This window comes from Chitinophaga oryzae, assembly GCF_012516375.2.
Lineage (GTDB): Bacteria > Bacteroidota > Bacteroidia > Chitinophagales > Chitinophagaceae > Chitinophaga > Chitinophaga oryzae.
Window position 1 is genome coordinate 6897565 of the sequence record NZ_CP051204.2, and the last position, 16811, is coordinate 6914375.

The window sequence follows — 16811 nt, forward strand, 5'->3', positions numbered from 1 at the left end:
CTTTGCTTTCTCTGCTCGCTTATATGATCTTTGCGCTCTTTGCTCCTTTGCGTGCTTTGCGTGAACTCCGCGAGAACTCCGCGGGAAGCTAAGCCATGGCCGGATCGCTGACGCTCTCGGCCCCCGTCTCCACTCTTCCGGCAAAACGCTGTTCAAACTGGTCGTATCCTTCCACTTTTACAGTGAGGTCGTACCAGCGGTGGCTTCGGCTGTTATCGATAATAATGGCGGCTTGTGTGTTGGCGGCGATGGTTTTCCGTACGGCAGCTTTGCCATAGGCGTTGTCTGTCACTACTACGGTGATGGCTTTGCCGCTGCGGTTGGCGATATGCAGATCGGTGTTGCCGGTCAGCTGTTTGCGGTTACGCAGGGCGCGCTGGTATTCGCAGGTGATATCCACCCGCGGATCTTGCGCGTTGCCGGCAAATTCACGGTAAAAACCGTTAGGGCCGTAGGTGCGCAGCCGGTATTGTCCGTCCCCGAAGGAAGACAAAGGCCATGCGTCTTTCAGCTGGTCACCGGCGGTAACGGCGTAAGACCATGTCCGCACCGATTCCATGTCACGGCTGTCCGCCTGCAGGTATTTACCGGGAGCATATACGTTGAACGGCGAACCGGCAGCTTTCCTGCCAAACACCTCGTTGGATGCGCTAAAACTGATTTCGAATGATTTTTTATCGGCGCCCAGTTTACCGTTTACGTACAATTGGTAAGGCAATGCGCAGGCCACACGGGTGCCTGCTTCCTGCCGCGGCATCCATTCGGCGTTAGCCGGATTGGTATTGATCTTTTCAATCTCGGCGGCGGTGAGTTTTTTAAATTCATCCGGCAGCTTTTTGAAACGGGCGTTATACACACTTTCGATGAACTCATTCCTCTCCTGGAAAGGCACTTTTACTTTTTCACCGTTAAAAGGACGGAACACCGACGTGAGGTCGCCGCATACCGTACGGCGCCAGGCCGAGATATTCGTTTCCTTGATGGCTTTACCGGTCTTATGTTGCAGGAAGTCTTCCATAAACTGAAGAATGGAGGTATGGTCAAACACCTGTGAATTCACATATCCGCCACGGCTCCATGGTGAAGCGATCACCAGGGGGACCCGGTACCCCAGGCCGATAGGGCTCTCCCGTACCGAGCCTTTACCAACGTGTCCTTTGGCTTGCTCCTGTTCTTTGGTAACATATTCCACCGCGGTGTCTATACCTTTGGAGACGAGGCCGGTACCAGGCCTGAAAGGTGCTACGAATGGAGGCACGTGGTCGAAGTAACCATCGTTCTCGTCGTAACAGAGAATAAAAATAGTTTTCTTCCAGACCTCCTCTTTTTGCGTGAGGATATCCAGTACCTCAGACACATACCAGGCGCCATACCAGGGAGAGCCGGGATGGTCGGAGAACTCGCCGGGAGCCACCAGCCAGGAAACGGTCGGCAGCTGACCGTTATTCACATCAGTGCGGAACTGGTGCAGGATATCGCCTTTAGGCACCTGTACTGTCCTTTCCACATCGCCGTCTTTATAACGCAATGTTTCCAGCTCGTGGTAGTCGGGATCTCCGATGTTGGTGGTGAAGGCTTTATTATGCAGGTTTTGGGCGCGCTGCGGCAGTTTCGCGAAATTGGCTGCGGTAAAGGTCTCCGCATCTTTTTTCACTTTTTCCAGTTCCTGCTTTTTCTTTTCCAGCTGTTGCTGCATCTGTTTCGCTTGGTCCCCCTCAGCAGCGGGGATAGCGGCAGCCAGCTTTGCTATTTCATCGGGCAGCTGCCCGATGCGGCGTTGCAGGTATTGGATATGCCCCGCAGCAAACCGCACGTTGAAAGCAGCGAACCATTCGATGGGATTGTCCGTGAAGTTGGCCAGCATACCGTCTTTCTCTCCTTCGAGACCGGCGGCACTGATTTCGTTCTGGTATATCTTCCAGCTGATGCCGTTATCTTCCAGCCTCTCCGGAAAGGAAGTCCAGTGGGCTTCTGCGCCGTAGTCCACATCTTCATTCCATACATTGGCTTTGGCGCTGGCTTTCTGCTCGTCCCGCAGGGTGCCTGTCCACAGGTACAGCCGGTTGGGCGTAGTACCGGTCAGCGAGGAACAGAAGTTCTGGTCGCATACCGTAAAGGCATCTGCCATAGCGTAATAAAAAGGAATGTCCACCCGGTTGTAATAACCCAGGGTGAGCGGCATCGGCGCCCAGTCTTTGTTACCGGACTGTTTTACCTGTAACCATTTATCATAGCGGCCGTTGTTGCGGGCGTCTACCTGGTTGCTCCAGGAGTGAGGCAGGCTGCTCATCCAGGTAGCTTTGGTATCCCGGATGTTCAGCCGGAAAGGGGCGTACGTTTCGTTCTTATCATTGGTCTGCAGCCACACCAGGTTGTTATTGGGGAGACGGATGGCGCGGGGGTCGTTGTATCCTCTTACACCTCTGAGGGTGCCGTAGCAGTGATCAAATGACCTGTTTTCCTGCATCAGGATCACGATATGCTCTGCATCGTAGTAAGTGGTACCGGGACGAGGGTCGATGGCCAATGCACGCTGGATGGATCCCGGCAGGGACCCGGCTACGCCGGCGGCACCAGACAGCAGGGCTGCTTTCTTGATAAAATCTCTTCTGGTGTTCATGAATTACTTTTTATTGTTCAGCTGTAAGCACCCAACAGGATATGCTTTAAGCGGCTTAAAATAACAAAAAGTATGTTATGGCACAATTAACTGGTAAGAATGGTCATATAAAGACAACAAAAAAGCCCTCGCATTGCTGCGAAGGCTTTTCTGTTTATATCAAACTTAAAGGAGCTTAGGAAGCGTTGTTGGCCGGGATGATCACAATTTTAAAACGCATGTTCACCGTCGGCTTCTGTGCCTGCGTACCGTTAGGCCCGCGCAGTTCCACCAGCAGCGTCCCTGCCTGGTGTATCACATTATAGTATTCATTGTTGAATACTTCGGGCAACAACTCAAAGAGGTTGTATCCGCCGTTTTGCTGACGGGCAACGGAAACCACCACGCCATCCAGCTGGCTGGAGTTCTGGTCCAGTTCCGGCACATCGAATTGTACGTAATAAACGCCCTGGTTGTCCAACTTCCATGTCGTGGTAGACACGTCATAAAAAATTGTCTTGTTGGGAATAACCTCATTATAGTTTTTGGTACAGCTGGAAAATACTACAGCCAGCAACAGAAGTGGTAAGTATAGCCATGTTTTCATATACAAGGTGTTTGGTATGGATTAACCAAATACAATGCCATAAATATTACATTCCACAAATGAAGAAATCCTGATATTTGTAAAAACATTTATCTTACTAATCTGCGTGTTATGTTATATCGCTTACCGCAGGAATTCGGCAGTTATCCCGGCATGCATGTCAACCGCGCCGGCAAATCCGCACTGGCATGGTTTAAGCTGGTGGAGCACCAGGCGAAAGCTGAAGGATTCCTCACTGAAAACACCCTTGTATTCATTATTTCCGGCAGCAAATACATCCATCTTCCTGATGAGGAAATAGTGGCGGCAGCCGGTGATCTCGTATTGCTGAAAAGAGGCACTTACTTTATGTCGGCGCTGCTGCCGGAGCAAGACGGCGCCTTTCAGGGACTGATGCTCTGCGTGGATGATCATATCCTGCGCTCCTTCCTGGAAGAAATGGAGGACATCAAAAAAGCGCGTACAAATATCCCCATGGTGTTGCCCTGCTCAGAACAGCTCATCAATGTCCGTAACAGCATCATCGATTACATGCAGCGCTCCGGCGACAACACCTGCAAACTGCTGGAATTGAAAATACAGGAAGTGTTCCTGCTGCTGCTCTCCGGCCCGCATCGCGCACAGGTGCTGGCTTTCCTGCATCATATGTTTGACACCAGCACAGAGAATCTCACCCTTACCATCCGGGAGCATCTGCTGAAACCTTTGTCCCTGCAGGAATATGCGGCCCTATGCGGACTAAGCCTCTCTGCCTTCAAAAGGGAATTCGCCAAAATATACAACGCGCCGCCTAAAAAGTGGATCAACGACGAACGCCTGAAACATGCCGATTACCTGTTGCGCAACACACCCAAAAATGTCAATGAAGTGGCCGATGATTGCGGTTTTGAAAGCACTTCCTACTTCATTAAACAATATAAAAGCCGCTACGGCGATACGCCTAAAAATGCGCAACGGGCTAAAATTGCTATTTTCTGAACGCTTTCTGTTATTCCACTGCTCCCCGCCGCCACTATCTTTGCCCTAAACGATTAAAATCATGAAAACGATTTATTTACTGATTCCCCTGCTGACCGCTGCCGGTACAGGCTTTGGCCAGATGCAACAACTCAACCGCACGGCCATGAAAGCGCCGGAAAGTGTATGCATTCACGGTAGTGACTATTATATCTCCGATACCGGCGGCGATCCCACCAAAAAAGACGGCGACGGCATACTCTATAAAATGAACAGTAACGGCGATGTGACCGTATTCGCCAGCGGCCTGGATTCTCCCAAAGGCACCTGGGTGTTGCATAACATCCTGTACACCCCGGATGTGGATAAAATAAAAGGCTTCGATCTCTCTACCGGCAAACAGGTGTTTACCCTCGACATGGCGGCCACCGGCAGTGTGCTGCTCAATGACATCGCACCGATGAACGATTCCACCGTGTTTGTCTCCGCCACAGACATCAACAAAGTATACATCGTGCACCTGGGCGCACAGCCCCGGTACGAGGAACTGGTATTCGACAACCCGGTAAAAGGCGCCAATGGCGTGATCTACGACAACAAACGGCAACGCCTGTACGTATGCGGCTTCGGCGCCAACGGCACCCCCAATGGTGAAATCGGATATGTGGACCTGGCGCAGAAAAACAGGAAATTCGTCCGCCTCACGGAACGTACCGGCTATTACGACGGCATCGCACTCTCCAAACACAATACGCTGCTGATATCCGACTGGGTGGCATTCGAAAAGAAAGGCGTAGTGTTGGAAGTAGATCTCAAAACTGGTAAAACCACTACCGTGAATAAAGAGCCTATCTCCGGCCCGGCAGATTTTACGCTCAACAAACAGGGAGATGTAGTTACTCCGGCCATGATGGAAGGCAATGTGCTGTTGCTCGCAAAGCCGCAGAGCAGCAAAGAGCGCTAAGATTTTTAAGACTAAATAAGAAAGCAAAGGAGCGGAGATCATTCAATCTTCGCTCCTTTGCTTTCTCTGTCCGCTTATACTTTATTCTTTGCGGCTTTGCTGCTCTGCGGCTTGGCGTGACTATAAGCGTACCTGCACACCCACAGTGCCACCGATGTAAGCTCCGTCAAACTTATCGTTCCTGCGATGTTTCGACCAGATATAATAGGGCGCCAGATCTTCACCCACGCCTCCTTTGGTATTTACCCAGTTAAAGGTAGGACCTGCAAACACTTCTATGTTATTGCCAAACCGGTACGCCGGGAAAGCGCCAAAGGAGCTTTTATTGAACACCACGCTGTGAAAGTCGGTGTTGGCGGTATGAGTAGCTTCCATATTGATCCGGAAGTGGGAATTGATAAACAGGTGTGCACCTATACCGCCGTGAAACACATAGCGGGTAGCGCTGTCGCCTTTGAAATTGTAGCCTATGCCCACTATGCCGTATAATACGCGGCCACCGGATTTGAAAGAGAGAATAGTGTTTGACATTTCATCCACGCTCAGGCTGATTTGTTTTTCTCCGTTCTTCACGATGTTGATCAGCGCAATGGAATAGTCGCTGCTGTCGGCGATGTTCAGGAAACCAGCTATCTGCACGCCTTTCACTTTTTTAGCCACGTTCATGAAACCGGCGATCTGCATATGTGCGTCTTTGGTCTGGTTCAAAAAGCCGGCTATTTGTACCTTTGCGGAGCGGTGGCTGTTTAAAAAGCCCGTAACAGCCACGCTCACGCTGTCGGTAAGATTCATGAAACCGGATATCTGTCCGCTGTTGCCGTCGCTTTTCTGTGCGATATTGGCAAAGCCGGCCAATTGATATCCCTGCAGTTTGCCGGCATGGTTCATGAAGCCCGTCACCATGGCCCCATGCGCGTCTTGCCGCACGATGTTCATAAACCCTGAAATACTGGTACCTCTTGTAAGATTGCCGATGTGATTGGAGAAACCGGCGATGGCGGCGCCGCTGTTGCTTTCCTTGATGATATTGGAAACACCTGCGATCGCTGCGCCGGTCTCCCCTTTAGAGAGGCCCGCGATAACGTGCAGTGAAAAATGATTGACATAGCTGGCGGCCTGTGTGCCATTGGTACTAAGTGGATAAACAATCCCCACATGGGCCGGCCTGGCATTGGACTGCCCCGATACATTTATGGTAAAGCTGCTAACGGTCAGTAGGGATAAAACGGTCATTCTGGTCAAGGTAGTTATTTTCATATCTGTGTGTATTAATGCGTACTGATTAACGACACGTCAATGAACAACTACCCCTATGCAGCTGCAAATAAAATCAGAAAATACTGATGCCTGCCTGCCAGCCTACCCAGCCACGGCCCGCATCTCCGAGTTTGAAAGGATGATAGCCGGAACCCGGAAGCTCAGACATATAACCGGCTTTGGGGTCCCATTCCTGGTATAAATGAAACGACATAGCCGGACCTGCAAAAATGGAAAATTTATCGGAGATCCGGAAGTTCAGTAAAGGTTGTACCCTATAGAGCTGGGAACCTTTTTCATTGCCGGTATACAGACTCTGTCCGGTGATTTCAGCTGCGAGGAAAAGGCGCTTGTTAAAATTAAACTCCCTGCCGATACCATATCCCAGGGTATATACTTTGTTATCACCGACATTAAGGCCGGCGAGCAGGATGCTGTATAATTTTCTGCTACCCGTCTTCCACGCTACGTTGTAGTTCACCACTTCATTCGTATATACAGACAGCTTGTGATAACCGTGTTTTACGATATTGACAAGACCGATGGTATAGCCGGAGGAAGTGTCCGCAATATTCACCAACCCTATCTGCACGCCTTTGAGATGCCTGGCATAGTTGAAAATAGTACCCAGCTGTAATCCTCTCATCGTACCATGACTGATATTCCCGATGGTAGACAGCTGTGCGCCTCCCACACCACGGCCTGCATAGTTATATACGCCGCCTAGCTGCGCGCCGGATATTTCGCCGCCCACATAGTTGCCGATGCCGGCTACCTGCCAGCCGTCTGCATTTCCGTGTACGATACCCAATACGCCCTGCGCCTGTACGCCTTCCATATTGCCATGTATCTGGTTGAGAACACCGGAAATCTGCACGCCATCCGTACTGCCCTGCACAATATTGCTTACTCCTCCCACCTGTACGCCGCGCACGGAATCCAGCACCTGGTTGTGAACACCGGCGATCTGCACGCCCTTCGTTTTTCCTCCTACCACGTTAAACACACCTCCAAGCTGCACATGCTGCATATTGCCTTTCACGATATTGAACACGGTCCCGAGTTCAAAACCATCTACCCCCGCGGCATAACCGCCGATAAAGTTGATCGAAAATTTGTTGACTACCTGCCCGCTCATTTTTCCGTGTGAACCGAGGCCCGGTGTCAGCGAAGCCTGGTAAGGCTTGTCAGCGAAGAAACCGCCAATGTTGAGGCTCTGCATTTTCTGACGGGAAGACAGTACGGTACGTCCCCACCATGTTTTTTCCACCTTCATATTATGGCCGGTAATTTCCACTACGCGCAGCTGATAACTCACCGGGGAAATGTTCACGGTCAGCTCCTGGTCCTGTCCCGCATGTACCAGCACAGAAGTGTCGGTGTACAGGTCCTTACTAATGCTGATGGCTGCGGTAGGGGTTTTATCCCGTAACCGCAGCCTGAAATAACCTTCGTTATTGGTGAGCGTAGAAATGAGTTGCTGTCGTTCGTACACGCTCGCATTCGGTACCCGTTGTCCTGTTTTACTGTCCGTGACGAATCCCGTGACCTGGTAATAAACCTGCCCGGGCGACTTTTTGAAGAGGATGATATAGTTACCCGATTCTTTGTAGAGATATTCGCCCTCCAATAGCTGGTCCAACGTTTGCCGGACCGTTTTATTTTTTACCGAGATACTGACGAGACTGTCCTGCGGAAGAATGTTACTGATATAGGAGAAGAAAAAATTGCCCTGTCTGGAGATGATATTCAATACTTCCGATAACTTTTGTTTTTTCGCTTCCACTGTGACGGTCCTGTTCAGCAGGCCCTGCGCCCGCGCGGAAAACGAGAAAGTGGAGATGAGCAGGAGTATTGTCAGTATTCGGCTAAAAGGCATACGTTGGTGCTACAGTTATTTCAGGGTAATATTGTTTCCTTGCTGGTCTACGGTGATACCGTAAGTAAGCGCGATAATTTTCAGTGTGCTGTCGAGGGAGCTGTTACTGAAGGTAACGCTGATCGGCAGGTCCCGTTTGGCGGTATTGGCAATGACGATGTTTACGCCGTACGCCTCATTGAGGATATCTACCAGCTTCCACAGCGGTGTGTTGTTGCATACAAATGTTTGTGTGCGGTAGTAGTTATACAGTTCGTCGGTGTTACTTTGTTTTACCGGTGCGTCGTCCTTGTCTGTTACAATCGCTTTCTCGTTGCGCTGCAACTGTACGCTATGATGCTGTTTGGTCACTTCTACCGCGCCTGTTTCCACGATCACTTCTGTTTTGCCGTTGACGCTTTTGATGTTGAAGGACGTGCCGAGTACTTTTACCGTTACGTCGTTTACCCTGATCACGAACGGGCGGCCCGGGTCCTGTGCTACGTTGAAGAAGGCCTCGCCTTCCAGTTTCACGTGTCTTTCTTTTGCGAAAGAGTTCGCGTAACTGATAGAGGATTGTTTGTTCAGCGTCACGAAAGAGCCGTCCGGCAGGGTGTCCAGCCTGACAGTGTTGGTGGCGTAAACGGTATGTTGCGGCCGGGATGATTTCATGAACCAGAATCCGGCAGCGCCCAACAGTACCAGCAAAGTAGCTGCTATGGCGAGGTTACGGCGCCAGGTAGAGAAATCGGTTTTGATGACGCGGGCGCCGCCGGTATTTTCGTTGGCGCCTACCCGTTGTTGAAAGCGTTTCCAGGCGTCGTCTTCATTAACAGTGCTAACGGCCGCCAGTTTTTTACTTTCGTCCCAGATAAGCCGGAAGTGCTCATAGTATTTGGCATTGGCGCTATCGGCCGCCATCCATGCCTCCACGGATTGTTGTTCTGCCGGCGTGGTGATGCCTAACATGAATTTTACCAGCAGATCGTCATTTATATGGTCAGGTTGCTTTTTCACGGTAGAAGGTTTAGAGATGGAGCAATATTAACAACAGGGGAAGAAAGTCCACCAGGTTGAGCCGCAGCAGCTTCAGCGCTTTGCCCATCTGGTTCTCCACCGTTTTCACCGATATATCAAGCTTATCGGCGATCTCCTGGTATTTTAGTTCTTCGAAGCGGCTCAACTGGAAGATGGTCCTGCATTTTTCCGGGAGATCACGAAGTGCTTTGTGCAGCTTTTCTTCCAGTTCCCGCATGGTCACTTTCCCGGAAGTATTACCGGTATCCCTGTTATTGCTCATTTGATATTGCGTGTGTGCCTGATGCGTGGCTTTTACTTTCTGATGCCGCAGGTAATTGATACTTTCGTGATATACTGCCCTGTAAAGGTAACCGGAGATCGTTTGTTTGATCTTTATATCTCCTGATTTCTCCCACAGTTTACAGAATACATTCTGCACCATTTCTTCCGCCATCACTTCATCTTTCAATATGGTACAGGCATAGGCATGCAAGCCTTTAAAATGGGTTTTAAATGCCTGTTCAAAAGTTAATACGTCTTCTTTTTCCAGTAACGAAGTATCACCTGGATGTTGCAACTCCATGCGTAGGTTTTGATAACTATAGTCAAAGATAATTCCTTCTGCCAATTGAAATGCTTTCCAAGACGACACCTGAAGATAAGGTTACCCCTATGGAGCGCTGAAAATTTTTCACGCAAAGGCGCTAAGCAGCTAAGGTGCAAAGGTGCGGAAAATACATTATCATAAACATTAAATTATTAAGGTAAGCGTAACAACAGATTGATGAAGCAGACATTAGCCGGCCCCAAACTTATCATGATTGCTTAATAAGCCTGCCGCCCTTAGCGTGCAAACACTGGTCCTTTGCGCCTTTGCTGCTTAGCGCCTTAGCGTGCAAACACCGGTCCTTTGCGCTTTTGCTGCTTAGCGCCTTTGCGTGAACAATTTAACATTCTCTTATATATCTATTCCATAATATTGCCGAAAACTATATCATGAAATATTTTTACGCTGTCGCACTGATGCTACTGGTGAGCACTGCAGCATTTTCACAGAAGACCGCCTATATTAATTTTCAGCAGTTGATTGCTGCCATGCCTGAAACCAAACAGGCGACCGATACGCTTCAGAAATATCAGCAGGAGCTCGCCAAAGACGGGCAATACCTTGTTACCGAATATACCAGGAAACTGCAGGAGTATGACAGCCTCGCCACCAAATGGACGCAGCAGATTAAAGAAATGAAGGAGAAAGAATTGCAGGACGCACAGACAAGTATCCAGGATTACCGGCAGCGGATGGAAGAGAAATTACAGCTGAAAGACCAGCAGTTGCTGGTGCCGATCATGGATAAAGCGAAAAAAGCGCTGAAAGCGGTAGCTTCCGAAAAAGGCTACTCGATGGTGATCGATAATTCGAAGGAAGAAGTGTTGATCGGTTCAGAGGCCGACGACCTGATGATACCGGTAAAAGCGAAGCTGGGATTGAAATAATTTGCGAATTTGGTTATTTAGATATTGAGTGGGGCTGTTAATTTGATAAGTTGCCTGCAGTGTTGAAGAAGCTCCTCTCCTACCGCCATTCACGGAAAAAGTAACTTTCCTGTAACAACCCGATCAATTAAATGGTCCTACTCAATATCTAAACAACAAAATATCTAAATTCCTGAATTAGATGTGCAGTCCATGTGCCAGCAGTGTCTTCCATTTAGGATTGCTGCGCACGAATTCCGCTACTTTTTTGCTGGAAGGGACCATCCGGATATTCTGTGCAGAAATTTCCTCCATCACTTTACCCAGCATCATCGGCAGCACACCTTGTTTTTCCAGGGTTGGCGGCACTTCTGCGCCTGTCAGGAAAATGCGGCTGCCATTTCTTTCATAAATAACCTTTGCCAGCTGTCCGGCGATATGCGCCTCAAACTGCCTGGCCTCTTTGTTGTCAATAATTGTAAAATCCTTCATGACTGTTCATTAGTTTATACACTTGAATGTTTCAGTAGCGTACTAAAGGGAAGTATTCTTTATAAAAGGGAAGTTGAATAAGATAGCGCTGCTCTGGTATTAAAATACCCTAAAAATGCCCGTTCATACCTACAAAAGTACGAAAAAAATACGAGACTTCGTGAAACAATCAAATGTATATTAAACTAATATTTAAAATAATTGACAGGCAAGCCTTTAAAAGGAAGCTTTGCGTGAAACACGTTTCCACTCATCGGATAAGCCTCCAGCTGTTGGGGTGTCATGTGTTCCCGGGCTGTGGTAATGAGCATTTCCTGCATATCCGGGCCGCCGAAAACACAGCAGGACACTTGCAGGGCCGGCACTTCTAATTTCCCGAGCAGCTTCCCGTTGGCAGGGTTCCAGCGGTATACCCCGCCACCGCCCCAGTGGGCTACCCATAACATCCCTTCGCTGTCGATAGTCATCCCGTCGGGCGATCCCAGTTCTGCCGGAATCACGACGGCGTTGCGCAGGAACTTAATTTCACCGGAATTCACCTCGTAGGCATATTCCTGGACCCTGTTGGTCACGGTATCATTAAAATACATCCGGTCGCCATACCATACGATCCCGTTGGAGATACTTACCTGCGGGATCTTGATCACCGGCGGACGGTTATGGTCGATGCAATACAAAGCCCCGTTATCCCGCTGCGTAGTAAGGTGCATGGTGCCTACCCACAGCCTGCCGGCCGGGTCACATTTGCCGTCGTTACAACGGAGGCCCGGATTGCCGTCCAGCACCGCCAGCGTGCGGCCCAGGCCATGTTCCGGTGAGAAACGCGCCACACGGCCATGAAGTCCCAGCAGCAGTTCATTGCTGCCCTGCACCGGCACCATCATCGTCACGTACTCGCCTATATGATATTGCGTCCGTTGCCCTTTACTGTCCATCATATACAGGGAATGACCCAGAATATCCACCCAGCACCATGCTGAGCGTTCCGGCCACCAGAAAGCGCCTTCGCCCAGTTCAAAAGGTCCTGTGGAAAACAATGCTGATTGATAAATCTCCATGGGGATGAAATTACGAATTACGAATTACGAATTACGAATTTTTAGCCATCTCTTGTTACGTTCAGATAGTAAGTTTCCCGGAAAACAGCCGCAAATTCGTAATTCGTAATTCGTAATTCGTACTTTCACTGAATGAACATTGATACTTTCTCCAAACTCCAAAAAGAAGGATTGATCAGTGACGAGGAAATGCAACGTGTTACCCATGCGGAAAACAACCGCCTTTTCTCCCTCCACTGGGAAATCAAATCAGCCCTGTACCTTGGCGTACTACTACTGAGCGGCGGCCTCGGCATCCTCGTTTACAAAAACATCGATACCATCGGGCACCAGGTGATCCTTCTCTTCATTGCGTTATTGTGTATTGGCAGCTATGCCTACTGCTTCCGGCACCGGGCGCCCTTTTCCCGGGAAAAGACCGAATCGCCGAATGCTTTCTACGATTATGCGTTGCTGTTAGGCAGCCTCACTTTCGTCACCTTTATCGGCTACCTGCAATTTCAGTACACGGTGTTCGGCACCGCCTACGGCCTCGCTACCTTTATTCCCATGGTGGTCCTGTTTGCCACGGCCTACTATTTCGATCACCTGGGCATCCTCTCCATGGCGGTCACCAATCTGGCCGCCTGGGCGGGGATTGCCATCACGCCGTTCCAGATACTGTCGCAGAATGACTTCGGCAATGAAAACCTGATTTACATCGGCGTTGCCCTGGGCATCGGTCTTGTAGCTTTGGCGGAACTATCGGAGAAACGCAATTTCAAAAAACACTTTGCCTTTACTTACCGCAACTTCGGCGTTCATATCTTCTTCATCGCAGCCATCGCCGGCATGTGTATTTTCGAAAAATGGTACGGGCTCTTTTTCCTGCTGTTGGCCGCCGGCGCCTACCTTACCTGGCACCGCGCATTCCGCGATCGCTCCTTCTACTTTGTGCTACTGGCGGTACTATACGGCTATGCCGGCGTGAGCATCCTCCTGGGACGCACTGTGTTTAATCACCTGGCAGACGATATTTACTCAGGGTTCCTGTACATGATATTTTCCACGGTAGGTGTGATTCTGTTCCTCATTAACCTCAACAAAAAAATCAAACAACAATGATCGCCTGGTCTTCTGTAACCCTCGACAATCTTGATATACAAAACGAGGCTGACAAAGCACACCGGCAGGGATGCATCAGCCCCGAAACGCAGGAAGCTATACGCAAAGCCCATCCGGTAGACCTTTACACGCCCAACCTGGTGATCCGCATCGGGCTTTTTCTGCTCACCTGTATCGTAATCGCCTTTACCAGCGGCTTCTTTTTATTGCTGGCGCTCGGCAGTGATACGGCTACCGGTTTCCGGGTAGCGGTGATACTGGCATCGTTGCTCTGTATAGGCGTACTGGAATTCGCTATCAGCCAGAAAAAACCCTACCGCTCCGGCATCAATGAAGCCTTGCTGTGGAGCGCCGTCGGGTTGTTCTGCTGCGGTATCTTCATCGAAAACTACGACCTGTCGGAAAATGCATGGGCGCTGACTGTTCTCATTCTTACGGCACTGGGCACGCTGCGCTACGCCGATATGGTTTCTTCCGCCGTCGCCTATCTCGCCTTTCTGCTGCTTGTTTTCTGGCAGGTGATTAAAATCCCTTACGGCACGGCGGTCATGCCGTTTCTGCTCATGGGCATATCACTGGCCGTCTACCTGGCCAGCAGCCGGCTTGTAAAACGCAGGGCGCTGCGGCACTACAGCGACTGCCTGACGGTGTTACGCGTTTTGTCACTCATAACGCTCTATATGGCCGGCAACTATTTCGTGGTACGGGAAACCAACAGCATGTTGCTTATGCCGGAAGCGCCGACCGACATTCCCGCCGGATGGCTCTTCTGGGCACTGACGGTGATCATCCCCCCGTTGTATATCTACCTGGGCGTTCGAAAAAAAGACGCCGTGCTGCTGCGTACTGGCGTTATTTTAGTCGCGATGATCGTATTCACGATACGCCATTACCACAGCGTAATGCCACTGGAAACGGCCATGGCTATCGGCGGACTGGTACTGACCGGCGGCGCATGGGCGCTGATCAGGTACCTGCATACGCCCAAAAACGGCTTTACCTATGCCCCTTCTGATGAGGCAGGTATGGCTGACCAGCTGAAAGTGGAATCGCTGATCATAGCGCAAACATTCCCGCCAACAGCAAGACCGGCAGACACACACCCCAACTTTGGCGGTGGGTCCGGCGGCGGCGGCGGCGCCAGCGGCGATTTTTAAACTGAATAAAAATAAATATCGACAGGAGGCGCATCGGCAACGGTGCGCTTTTTTTTTGTGAGAGCGCCCGGCAGGAAGTTCTGTCACGCAGGAAAAAAGAATACTACAACAGGAAATAGGAGCTTCAAAGCCCGGGGAAGAACCCACTGTACAGGACATAAAAAAAGCCTGATCATATAATATGATCAGGCTTTAGAGCGGAAGACCGGGCTCGAACCGGCCACCCCGACCTTGGCAAGGTCGTGCTCTACCAAATGAGCTACTTCCGCAATTTTGACAAGAACTTTTTCTGATGACGGATGCTGATAAGCATTCCGGCCTGGAGCGGAAGACCGGGCTCGAACCGGCCACCCCGACCTTGGCAAGGTCGTGCTCTACCAAATGAGCTACTTCCGCAGGTGTTTTAAAACATAAAACTTTTAAGAACTTCCCAACTGTTGGCGCTTTCAGCGTGTTTGTTTTGCCGTGTGGCGTTTTCGTTGGGATTGCAAAGATAGGAAACGGACTGAAAACACAAAATATTTTTTCAAAGTTTTTAAAAAAATAATTGCACACAATTGTAAATCAACTCCCCAAAGCCAACACCACAGCAAATTTCAGGGAAACAAAAATTATTACAATTTTACATGGTATTCAATCGCGCAACAGGTTTTGCCACTTTCTTTTTTGATTTTTTCTGTTTACCCCACCAGATATAAAAGCCGGTCACCGGCAGGGATGCACAAATGAAACTGATCACAAAAGCGATTATTTTTCCCGGCAGGCCACCGATAGCGCCCACATGAATATCATAATTCATGGCGATCAGTTTCTCACCGCCGTTCTTCTTTTTGTACTCGGTATGGCCCACCAGCTTACCGGTATATTGATCAAACTGGTACTCGTCGCTGCCAAAGTAAATATCTTTTCCCCTGTAGCCCCCCATGGTATGCACGCCTTCCGGGTACGCGGCCGGATATACGAAAACGCGGCCGGCGTCTTTCAGCAGCGGCTGAACCGTATTAAAGGCAATATCCAGCGGGTTACCGGTGGCCGCCGCCGTAGCCGGCCCGGAGGTCACCTGTTTTGCTACCGGCGCCTCGGTGGTACCGGCAGCAGCCACATACACGGCTTTCTGGAACCAGGTAAAGGCCCATACCATGCCGGTGAGGGCCAGCACCAGTGCAATGATAAGGCTATAGAACCCAAGCACATTGTGCAGGTCGTAATTCACCCTTTTGAAACTGGCCTTCCACTTCACTTTAAAACTTTGGTCACGGGCCGCTTTGGTCCAGCGTTTGGGCCACCACATGATGAGGCCGGTGATCAGCAGGATGACGAACACAAAAGTGCTCCAGCCCACTATCGGTTGACCGTAGCGGGTATTCAGCAGCAGGCTCCAGTGTATCATCTTCACTATCGGGAAAAACGAGTTTTTGTAGTCAATACGGCCGGTAACAGCCCCGGTATAGGGGTTGACCATAATCGCTTCGTAATATTCCACACAGCCAAAGTAGGTCAATGCGGTATCATTGGCTTTATAGGCGAGGAATTCCCAGGCACGGTCCGGAGCGCGCCAGGCGGTGATGGACAGAACAGGCTTATCTCCCAGTGCTTTCTGGGCGCCCGCTTTCAGCTCGCTCAGCGGCAGGGTATGCTCCTGCGGCGTTACAAACATTTCCTGGCGGTAAACCATTTCGCTGATTTCCCGCTGGAAAACAAACAGGCAACCAGTTACGCTGATAATCAGCACAATAATGCCGGAAGCAAGCCCCAGCCACAGGTGCAGCTTGTCAACCACCACTCTTGCCAAAGATTTTTTACCGGGTTTGTGCGCTTCCTTCTTTTTCCGTTGGACCATTGTTCTCATAAAGCCATGCCGGAATTATCCGACGTTACAAAATTCCCGGCTTATCGGTTAACAAGCTACTCGTATCGGGAATATAATTTACGCGATAGGGAAAAGGTCGATATTTATAACACAAGGCGGTCTCATAAAACACAGGATATGGGATACAATACCGGAAAAAACGCAGGAATCAGAAAAACAAGAGAAAATCAGGAGAATCGAGGGTCAAAAAAAGAAAACCTCCCGGGGGAAACCGCGGGAGGCTGGATAATTATGTTTGTCAGTAAATAAGCGCCGCTTATATTACTTATTTATATTTTGGATTGTACAAGGAACTTTCCTGAACAGTCACATCAGGCTTACCCGGATATTTGTGTTTGTACAGATTGTAGCAGCCGCCGAGTAAAAACGCCACTAAACAAAACAGACCCACATAA

General features: G+C 49.8%; 14 protein-coding genes and 2 tRNA genes. 5 read left to right on the forward strand and 11 right to left on the reverse strand.

What is annotated here, in order from left to right; all coding sequences use genetic code 11:
• Positions 1–88: 88 nt before the first annotated feature.
• Together HF324_RS27060 and HF324_RS27065 are read right to left on the reverse strand one after the other, a co-directional pair.
• On the reverse strand, positions 89–2620 hold the full coding sequence (locus HF324_RS27060) for a phosphocholine-specific phospholipase C (protein WP_168861306.1): 2532 nt from the start codon (positions 2618–2620) through the stop codon (positions 89–91).
• A gap of 175 nt (positions 2621–2795) precedes the next feature.
• The gene (locus HF324_RS27065; protein ID WP_143312752.1) at positions 2796–3206 is read right to left on the reverse strand and encodes a hypothetical protein; all 411 of its coding nucleotides are present in this window, start codon (positions 3204–3206) and stop codon (positions 2796–2798) included.
• Positions 3207–3317: 111 nt separating this feature from the next.
• Here HF324_RS27065 and HF324_RS27070 point away from each other — a divergent pair, with 111 nt between their 5' ends.
• Both HF324_RS27070 and HF324_RS27075 read left to right on the forward strand, forming a co-directional pair.
• Positions 3318–4184 (forward strand): helix-turn-helix transcriptional regulator, encoded by an 867-nt coding sequence (locus tag HF324_RS27070; protein WP_168806184.1) that lies wholly within the window; start codon positions 3318–3320, stop codon positions 4182–4184.
• 61 nt (positions 4185–4245) lie between these two features.
• A complete protein-coding gene (locus HF324_RS27075) occupies positions 4246–5127 on the forward strand; it encodes an SMP-30/gluconolactonase/LRE family protein (RefSeq protein ID WP_168861307.1) in 882 nt (293 codons plus the stop codon).
• A 120-nt stretch (positions 5128–5247) separates the two neighbouring features.
• Here the strand turns inward: HF324_RS27075 and HF324_RS27080 are convergent, their stop codons facing one another.
• The 4 genes from HF324_RS27080 to HF324_RS27095 form a co-directional block, all read right to left on the reverse strand.
• Positions 5248–6384, reverse strand: coding sequence for a hypothetical protein (locus HF324_RS27080; RefSeq protein WP_168806188.1), 1137 nt, complete (start codon positions 6382–6384; stop codon positions 5248–5250).
• 73 nt (positions 6385–6457) lie between these two features.
• A complete protein-coding gene (locus tag HF324_RS27085; RefSeq protein WP_168806190.1) occupies positions 6458–8263 on the reverse strand; it encodes an STN and carboxypeptidase regulatory-like domain-containing protein in 1806 nt (601 codons plus the stop codon).
• A gap of 15 nt (positions 8264–8278) precedes the next feature.
• Positions 8279–9259: a FecR domain-containing protein gene (locus HF324_RS27090; protein ID WP_168861308.1), complete on the reverse strand. Its 981-nt coding sequence runs from the start codon at positions 9257–9259 to the stop codon at positions 8279–8281.
• Between the two features lie 10 nt (positions 9260–9269).
• Positions 9270–9845, reverse strand: a complete 576-nt coding sequence (locus tag HF324_RS27095; protein ID WP_078667378.1) for an RNA polymerase sigma-70 factor — start codon at positions 9843–9845, stop codon at positions 9270–9272.
• 413 nt (positions 9846–10258) lie between these two features.
• Between HF324_RS27095 and HF324_RS27100 the strand changes: the two genes are divergently transcribed.
• Positions 10259–10756, forward strand: coding sequence for an OmpH/Skp family outer membrane protein (locus HF324_RS27100; protein WP_168806194.1), 498 nt, complete (start codon positions 10259–10261; stop codon positions 10754–10756).
• A gap of 177 nt (positions 10757–10933) precedes the next feature.
• On the opposite strand, the gene HF324_RS27105 is transcribed toward HF324_RS27100, so the two are convergent.
• Positions 10934–11227: a GNAT family N-acetyltransferase gene (locus HF324_RS27105; protein WP_168806196.1), complete on the reverse strand. Its 294-nt coding sequence runs from the start codon at positions 11225–11227 to the stop codon at positions 10934–10936.
• Between the two features lie 185 nt (positions 11228–11412).
• Complete coding sequence (locus HF324_RS27110; RefSeq protein ID WP_168861309.1) at positions 11413–12285, reverse strand: SMP-30/gluconolactonase/LRE family protein; 873 nt, start codon at positions 12283–12285, stop codon at positions 11413–11415.
• Between the two features lie 132 nt (positions 12286–12417).
• Between HF324_RS27110 and HF324_RS27115 the strand changes: the two genes are divergently transcribed.
• Complete coding sequence (locus HF324_RS27115) at positions 12418–13389, forward strand: DUF2157 domain-containing protein (RefSeq protein WP_168806218.1); 972 nt, start codon at positions 12418–12420, stop codon at positions 13387–13389.
• A complete protein-coding gene (locus HF324_RS27120) occupies positions 13386–14546 on the forward strand; it encodes a hypothetical protein (RefSeq protein WP_168861310.1) in 1161 nt (386 codons plus the stop codon). Before HF324_RS27115 ends, HF324_RS27120 begins: the two co-directional genes overlap by 4 nt.
• 196 nt (positions 14547–14742) lie before the next feature.
• On the opposite strand, the gene HF324_RS27125 is transcribed toward HF324_RS27120, so the two are convergent.
• The 3 genes from HF324_RS27125 to HF324_RS27135 all read right to left on the reverse strand — a co-directional run bounded on the left by HF324_RS27125 (position 14743) and on the right by HF324_RS27135 (position 16395).
• Positions 14743–14815, reverse strand: a tRNA-Gly gene (locus tag HF324_RS27125).
• A gap of 51 nt (positions 14816–14866) precedes the next feature.
• A tRNA-Gly gene (locus HF324_RS27130) sits at positions 14867–14942 on the reverse strand.
• A gap of 226 nt (positions 14943–15168) precedes the next feature.
• Positions 15169–16395: a PepSY-associated TM helix domain-containing protein gene (locus tag HF324_RS27135; protein ID WP_258539205.1), complete on the reverse strand. Its 1227-nt coding sequence runs from the start codon at positions 16393–16395 to the stop codon at positions 15169–15171.
• Positions 16396–16811 lie beyond the last annotated feature (416 nt).